General features: G+C 40.3%; 6 protein-coding genes. 3 read left to right on the forward strand and 3 right to left on the reverse strand.

Annotated features, from left to right (window positions below):
* Positions 1-351: ATPase domain-containing protein (locus tag NAF19_RS30320; RefSeq protein ID WP_305884797.1), on the reverse strand; the 351-nt coding region annotated here is incomplete at its 3' end.
* A 284-nt stretch (positions 352-635) separates the two neighbouring features.
* Entirely contained in the window at positions 636-1,325 is a 690-nt protein-coding gene (locus NAF19_RS30325; protein ID WP_252794206.1) for a VIT1/CCC1 transporter family protein, read from the reverse strand.
* A gap of 503 nt (positions 1,326-1,828) precedes the next feature.
* Here NAF19_RS30325 and NAF19_RS30330 point away from each other — a divergent pair.
* Genes NAF19_RS30330 through NAF19_RS30340 form a run of 3 tightly spaced genes read left to right on the forward strand, consistent with a single transcriptional unit; the run spans position 1,829 to position 6,400 of the window.
* Positions 1,829-4,465 carry a PAS domain-containing protein gene (locus NAF19_RS30330; protein ID WP_252794208.1) on the forward strand — a complete coding sequence of 879 codons (2,637 nt, stop codon included), beginning with the start codon at positions 1,829-1,831 and terminating at the stop codon, positions 4,463-4,465.
* Positions 4,462-4,887 (forward strand): response regulator, encoded by a 426-nt coding sequence (locus NAF19_RS30335; protein ID WP_252794210.1) that lies wholly within the window; start codon positions 4,462-4,464, stop codon positions 4,885-4,887. The genes NAF19_RS30330 and NAF19_RS30335 overlap by 4 nt, the downstream gene beginning before the upstream one ends.
* A 10-nt stretch (positions 4,888-4,897) precedes the next feature.
* On the forward strand, positions 4,898-6,400 hold the full coding sequence (locus tag NAF19_RS30340) for an ATP-binding protein (protein WP_252794211.1): 1,503 nt from the start codon (positions 4,898-4,900) through the stop codon (positions 6,398-6,400).
* A gap of 191 nt (positions 6,401-6,591) precedes the next feature.
* On the opposite strand, the gene NAF19_RS30345 is transcribed toward NAF19_RS30340, so the two are convergent.
* Positions 6,592-6,759, reverse strand: a complete 168-nt coding sequence (locus NAF19_RS30345) for a hypothetical protein (RefSeq protein WP_252794213.1) — start codon at positions 6,757-6,759, stop codon at positions 6,592-6,594.
* Positions 6,760-7,573: the final 814 nt, after the last annotated feature.

The following is a 7,573-nucleotide window of genomic DNA, read 5'->3' on the forward strand; positions in this document are numbered from 1 at the left end:
CCCTTCAAGATTAAAGTCAGTCTCCTGAATATCTTTTCGCTCTAAAAGAACATGTTCTATCAGGATTCTTTTTTGGGAAACAAGCCCATGTAAATCCAGGTTGAGAGAAGCCACGTCCTTATAAAGCTCATCTTCTGTTTCTTCAAAGGACATTAAGACACCCGGCTCTTTGAATTTAATTACACCATTGATTAAAAAATCAATCCCAAAAAGGGTTTTTCCCGAGCCGGCACTTCCACTAACTAATGTGGTCCTGTTTTTTGGAAGCCCACCTTCTGTAATTTCATCAAAGCCTTTGATGCCGGTTGGGCACTTTTGTAGTTGCTTAGCAGGATAAGTACTGGTTTTCATGTTATTTTCCGTTTAGAATTGTCATTTTTATTCCTTTTTATCACGGCCATTAATCGGTTAGCTATGTTTTTCAGCCATTGGTGGTCAATACAGCGCCCTTTTTTGATCTCGTCATAGCAGTTTTAATCGGATAATTGGGCAAGAAGGGGGAGAATTCAACGGCCTTTTATGTTTGATTGCAATTTTATGGCCGTTAAGAATTACTGCTTTTACAAGTTCTAAAGAGCCTAAAAGTTTTAATTTTAAATTAATACTATTTGGCGGAGATTGGAACTGTTTTGATCTTACCCGGTTTTTACGCCGAATAAATAGCCAACTAAAGCGGTGATGCCCATGGCTATGGTTCCCCAAAAGCAGATCCTGATAATGCTTTTTACCATACTTGAACCACCTGCTTTTGCAGCAATTGCTCCAGACAATGCAAGAAATACAATGGCTAAAGAATAAAGCAAAATAACCATCATACCAATGGGGGCAAATAAAGAAACCAAAAAGGGCAACAGCCCGCCGGATATAAATGATGCGCCGGAAGCTAAAGCTGCTTGCAATGGCTTTGGCTGCGACAATTCATTAATACCTAATTCGTCCTTAGCATGTGCTTCCAAGGCATTGTGTTTTGAAAGCTGTTTAGCTACCTGCAACGACAATTTACTGTCTAATCCGCGTTTTTCGTATATTTTCGCAAGTTCTTTTAGCTCAATATCCGGTATGGTTTCAAGTTCTTTCTTCTCCCTCTCTAAATCTGCAGTCTCAATATCAGACTGTGAACTGACAGAAACATATTCACCCGCTGCCATTGATAATGCACCTGCAACTAATCCGGCTAACGCTGCCAGAATGATTGGGCTTCTTGTAGTACTGGCAGCAGCTACTCCAATTGCTATACTTGTTGTTGAAAGGATACCATCGTTTGCACCTAAAACAGCCGCCCTAAGCCATCCACTTCTATTGGTATAATGCTTTTCCAGTTCCATTTTTTACTATTTGACCTTCGTAATTGAATTAAACCATGAACAAATACCTTTGTTTGATTATTTAGTTTTTATCCCGCTTAAACTTTCATAAAGGCTGCCTTAATAAACCAATCGACGTGTACCTAATAAAGGGCTTGATAGCCACTTCGCAGCCTTAAATTGCACCAAGTAAAAAGTTACCAGCAGGTAGGATAATATACAGATCAGAAATATCACCTGTTCGTCGGTCATAGTGATCCGGCGCCATAACCAGCTAAAATACGAAGGGCTTGGGACGTAAGCAAGATGCTGTTAACGGATTTTTAATATCATAAGCCACTATAGAGGCGAATTTCTGAATTACTATATTGGAATTCTATCTCGCCTCTTTCGGCACCTATACTGATTAAAAACCAAAGAATTTGCTTAGGTTTTGAGCTAAAAGTGTTTAAATCAAACATTTTGGGTTTAAATTACTTATAGTAAATACATTTCCCTCTTAATTTCAAGATGCGCGCTTAAACATGGAAAAATCTGATCGCTTAAGCGAACCTGCATATTCTGATCTTATGTTTAATCATTCGGATCAGGGGTATATTGTATTGGAGGTTTTATATGATGCAAATGATCAGCCGGTAGATATTTATTACATAGAAGCTAACCTGGCTGCTAATCGCATGACCGGTATAGAACTTGCCGGTAAGCGAACAAGTGAACTTGACCCCGATTATGAAAAGCACTGGTTTGAGGTAATGGGCCGTATTGCCACAACCGGTGTTGCCGAAAAACACGAACTTTCAGCAAACCCACTTGGTGTTTACTACCAAATCCATGGTATTAAAGTTGGGACAACAGAAGAGCGAAAAGTTGCGGTAATATATGAGGACGTAACCGAACGGAAACGAGTCGAAAAAACCGTAGAAGCCTTACGAAAGTCAGAAGAACAGTTTAGAATATTTGTTTCGGCCAGTTCAAACATGGTCTATAAAATGAGTGCGGATTGGAAAAACATGTATGCCCTTAACGGTAAAAACATTCTTTCTGATACGGAGCAGATTACCGGCAATTGGGTAGATAAATATATTCCCGAAGAACACCAGGCCTTCGTTTGGCAAAAAGTCGCCGAAGCTATTGATTCCAAAAGTATTTTTGAATTAGAGCACCAGGTCATACAGGCAGATGGTTCCATCGGCTGGGTGCTTTCACGGGCAGTGCCAGTGGTGGATAATAAAGGAATGATTACTGAATGGCTGGGTGCGGGTAATGATATTACCGAACGGAAACAGACAGAAGAAGCCTTACGACAAAGTGAGGCTGCTTACCGTCTGCGGCTCGAACAGGAAGTAAGTGAGCGAACCGCTGAGCTCAAACAAGTGAAAGATCTATTGCAAAGAACGGTGGATAGTTCGCATGATATGATCCAGGTGTTCAACGCTGTACGGGACGAGCACGGAAAAATAATAGATTTTATCTGGATACTAAACAATGCTACATCAGAAAAAATAAACGGAAGTACAACCGGTGAAAGCTTATTAGAACACAATCCAGGCGTAATACCTACAGGGATATTTGATCATTTTGTTCAAGTAACCGAAATTGGTATTCCGCAGCAATATGAAATAAATTATACCTATGAAAATTTCAATGCCTGGTATCAACAGTCGGTTGTCAAACTCAATGATGGGGTAGCTACCACATCATCTGAAATTTCTGGGCGTAAAAAAACGGAAATAGAATTAAATGAATCCCTAAACCTGCTGAAAACCATTTATGATACCACACTTATTGGAATGTTGGTATTTGCACCGGTAAGGAATGACCAAGGTGCGATCACGGATTTTAGGTTCGTAACCGTCAATAAAGAGATTGAGCGTACTACTGGCCGTTTTGATCTGGCGGGTAAATTATATGCTGACCTATACCCAGGCATCCGGCAAATGGGCCTTTTTGATTTAATGGTCACAACTATGGAGACCGGCGAAACCGGCAAAATGGAATACCATTATACTTATGAAGGTCTCGACAGCTGGTATTCTACCATGTTCGTAAGAGGTGATGATTTTTTGGTCTGTACTAATCTCGATATAACGGAGCGCATGCAAGCGGAGGACGAACGTTTCCGTAATTACACGTTGTTACAACAATCAGAAGGACTGGCAGAAATAGGCAGTTGGGACTATGACCTGTTAACTGGTGCCTTTGTCTGGTCCGATGGGATGTACCGCTTATTTGATCTGCAAAGGGGGATTGAGACACAGCCGGAAATCTACCTGAAATATGCTACGCCGGATAGCCTGCCTGCGGCGGAACGGCTCGTTAGCCATATCCGAAACGGCGATCAGGATTTTGAAGAAACTATAACCTTGAATGTGAACAGCAAGGTTAAAATTGTACATATTAAAGCCGCCGTAGTTAAAAATAATGATGGGCAGCTAACCCGCGTATTAGGCGTAGATCTAGACATGACGGCCATTCATGAAGCGGAACGCCGACTTCGGGATCTCGAAATACGGCAGCAGCAGGAAATCTTCCAAATCACGCTGAACACCCAGGAGGAAGAACGTCGACGGATTTCAGAAAGCCTGCACAACGGTGTTGGACAATTGCTATATGGCACCCGAATAGCCATGAATTATCTGACCGTTAAAATGGCCACGGAAAATTCGAATAAGTTTAATAAATCTAAAGCGTTTACGGAGGGACTGTTGACCGATTCGATCAAGGACATTCGCCGTATCTCTCATGAACTTATGCCAACGGTACTGGCCGAGTTTGGCCTGAGGGCGGCTATCAAGGAAGTGGGTGAGCAGTTACAGGATAGTATCCAATTTAATTGCCAGGTATCGCTCGGCAACGTCAAGTTAGATAACTATGTAGAGTTAGCTATCTTTCGCACAGTACAGGAGCTGATGACCAATGTAGTCAAACATTCAAAGGCTACCCAAGCAGAGGTAACGGTAGAAGCAAATAGTACAGAGGTTCAAATTTTGGTGCATGATAATGGCATAGGAATGCAGGCTGCAGAGGGAAATAAACGAGGCATCGGCCTTTCATCTATTCGGAACAAGGTTGCCATGTTGGGAGGCAACATTGCTATACAATCAACACCGGCGGCAGGCACAACTATAACAATAAATTTACCACATCAATTAGAGGGATGAATTTAATGGAAACGAAAATGATCAAAATATTAGTGGTCGAAGATAACGCCATTGTGCGGGAACTTTTGACCGATATGGTAGGTATGCAAGATGATTTTGAGGTAGTGGGCACTGCTGAAAACGGATTGGCGGCATTGGGACTAATTAAAGACGACTTGGTGGTAGATATTGTACTGGCCGACCTCAATATGAAAGGAATGGATGGTATAGAATTGACCGAAAACGTAGCCGTGCTTTATGCTAATATCAAGGTGATTATATTAACCATGCACGCTAAAGGTGTTTTTTTAAAACGGGCTTTAGCTGCCGGTGCCCGTGGTTACTTACTTAAAAACGGTGATATGGATGAGCTTTATCGGGCGATTAGAAAAGTGAATATCGGCGAGGTCGTGGTTGGTGTTGATACGAATATTGATTTATAAACTTTTAGCAATGGATCTTTCTTTTTATGCTTATTTACAAAACGCACCTCCAGCGATTGTTCTTTCACCTGACATACTAAGGTTTACGATCATTACAGCTAATCCCGCGTTTCTTGAAGCGACGAATACTAGACTGGACGAATTGACAGGAAAAAGCTTTTTTAATGTGTTTCCGGAAAATTCGCTTGGCCTGCCATCAAAAAAGGTTCATTCTCTGATCAATTGTATGACCGATGCTATTCTTACTAAACAGCTGAAAATATTGGCAAGCCAACGCTATGATGTTCCGGTTTGGGGGACTAATCGCTTTAACACCCGTTATTGGCGGACGTCCTGCTCACCGATAGTAAACGAATCTGGCGATATGCAATGCATCGTCCTTACTATCTTGGATGTCAGTGATGATGTAGCATGCTCGCTTAAAAAACGTTTTGTCCTTGAAGTTGCCGAAGAAAGAAGAGAGGCAACCCTGCAAATTGAAGAGAGACTTCGGTTGGCAATCGAATCAGCAGAGATGGGCACTTGGTATATGGATGTAGAAACACGAGAATTTATCCCTTCGTCGCGCATGAAAGCGTTATTTGGATTCGATTCGCAAGAAGTTATGTCTTATGAAGCTGCAGTCGCCCAAATTCTACCGGAATATCGCGAAATAGTAACTAAATCGGTAGAAGCGGCTTTATTGAACTGCATACCTTACAACATGGAATACCCCATTACGGGCTATCATGATCATAAAATACGTTGGGTAAGGGCAACAGGTAAGCGTTATGAAGCAGAGGTTGAAGGCGTAGCCCATTTTTCTGGCACCATCATGGATATTACAGAAAGAAAGCTGGAGGAAATTAGAAAGAATGATTTTCTAAGCATTGCCAGTCATGAGCTTAAAACCCCGCTAACCAGTTTGAAGGCGAGTTTACAATTATTGAGCAGGATGAAAGACAATCCTACAGCAGCAATGCTGCCAAAATTGATCGATCAGTCTAATAGAAGCATTGATAAAATTAGTTCCCTTGTAAACGACCTGCTTAATGTCGGACGTATCACGGAAAATCAATTCGAATTGAATAAATCCGTATTTAGTATCTCCAGGCTGATTGATGGGTGCTGTGACCACGTGACAAGTGTAGGGACACATCAACTCCTTTTAGAAGGTGACCAAGATCTAAAAGTATGCGGCGACGAGCACCGTATTGACCAGGTGTTGGTTAATCTGGTCAATAATGCGGTAAAGTATGCCCACGGATCATTTAAAATAACTCTTAGAATAGAATCGGAGTATCCGATGGCAAAAATTTCTGTTCAGGACTTCGGGCCGGGCATCCCTAAAAATCACTTAGACCAACTCTTTAAACGGTATTACAGAGCGGACACAACAAGCATACAAAACTCCGGTTTAGGCTTAGGTTTATACATCAGTACAGAGATTGTAAAAAAGCATGGCGGTCAGATCGGTGTGATAAGTGAGTTAGGTAAGGGTAGTACGTTTTGGTTTACTATACCATTGGCATAACCCTAAAACGATGTGAAAACCTAAGTACTGGCTTGATAATAGCTTCAATAATGACAGATTGCGAAAGTAAGTACAGTAAATGAGCTGTCAACTTTGGAACGGGGCATAAGAAAAAAGTTAGAATAAATACCTGCCAGTGATTTGACAATACCTTTTATCACTTGCCTGTGCCGTTTGGTGATAGGAAATTTTTAGATATCATGCATGGGATTTAAATTTATTTCAATAAATCCTTTAACCTCCACTAATTGATTTGCGTCAATACTCTCGACAAGAAGTTCCCTAGTCGTTTTGCTCGTAAGGTTCAATTCTTTTATCTTTTGTTCGATCAGGCTGATATTACCATCGTTGCTTTCCATCGCTCTAAGTAACTGATTATTATGATAAAGTATCTTATGATTATAAAAACTAAGAATGATAGACCTTGCTTCAATCGTATTGAATACCCCAGAGATAAGCTGATATGTGTTTTTGTTTGGACATAATTTTGCTGATATTTTAGTATATCTGAAATGGGTATGATAGCCGAAAGAACTGTTCACCGTTTCAAAAAACGATTTTTCAAGAAGTCGCAAACGGGGGTTTACATAATCCTATCTAATTTTTATAAATGCCCTGAAAATGTTAATTCACGGACAATGAAGAATTTTGATTACTTGATTGGCAAGGTAAATAAAATTGACCGTCAATATTGATATACCGCTGATATTGACCACCTGATTTCGGCGGAATCTCAATAATCGAATTGTATAAAAGATTTTAGCAGTTTTTTGAAAGCGGTTTACCCGATCACCAAGTACTTAAAGTATGTTGAAAAATGGTCATAAGGAAAGAGAAATCGTAGTTTAAGTGAAGGCTATTTTTAAGTAAAAATAAAATAACTAACTTAATCTATTACTGTTTTAATCATAAAAAAATAATAGATTAAGGCCAAACCTTTTACAAACTGCCCAACACATCATCGCTCAATAAACCAAAAGCTATTTCCCAAAAAGTTTATGTAAACACGAACGATCGTAATTTCATTCGGAAGATTGCAAAAAGACAAAGCTATAATTTAATAACTTCGTCTTTTTTAGAACTAAACGGAAACTGGTTCCCGTTCCTTAGCAGCTTGTTTAGATTTATCCGGACTTTTTCCCGGTTTGAGTATCACCTTAGTCCAACCATTAT

Origin of the sequence: Mucilaginibacter flavidus, from assembly GCF_024055575.1 — a bacterium.
Classification (GTDB): Bacteria; Bacteroidota; Bacteroidia; order Sphingobacteriales; family Sphingobacteriaceae; genus Mucilaginibacter; species Mucilaginibacter flavidus.

Bases quoted from the DNA above. Each gene is read 5' to 3' on its own strand.
- NAF19_RS30345 (WP_252794213.1), bottom strand. From the start codon at position 6,759: ATGGAAAGCAACGATGGTAATATCAGCCTGATCGAACAAAAGATAAAA.
- NAF19_RS30325 (WP_252794206.1), bottom strand. From the start codon at position 1,325: ATGGAACTGGAAAAGCATTATACCAATAGAAGTGGATGGCTTAGGGCG.
- NAF19_RS30335 (WP_252794210.1), top strand. From the start codon at position 4,462: ATGAATTTAATGGAAACGAAAATGATCAAAATATTAGTGGTCGAAGAT.
- NAF19_RS30340 (WP_252794211.1), top strand. From the start codon at position 4,898: ATGGATCTTTCTTTTTATGCTTATTTACAAAACGCACCTCCAGCGATT.
- NAF19_RS30330 (WP_252794208.1), top strand. From the start codon at position 1,829: ATGGAAAAATCTGATCGCTTAAGCGAACCTGCATATTCTGATCTTATG.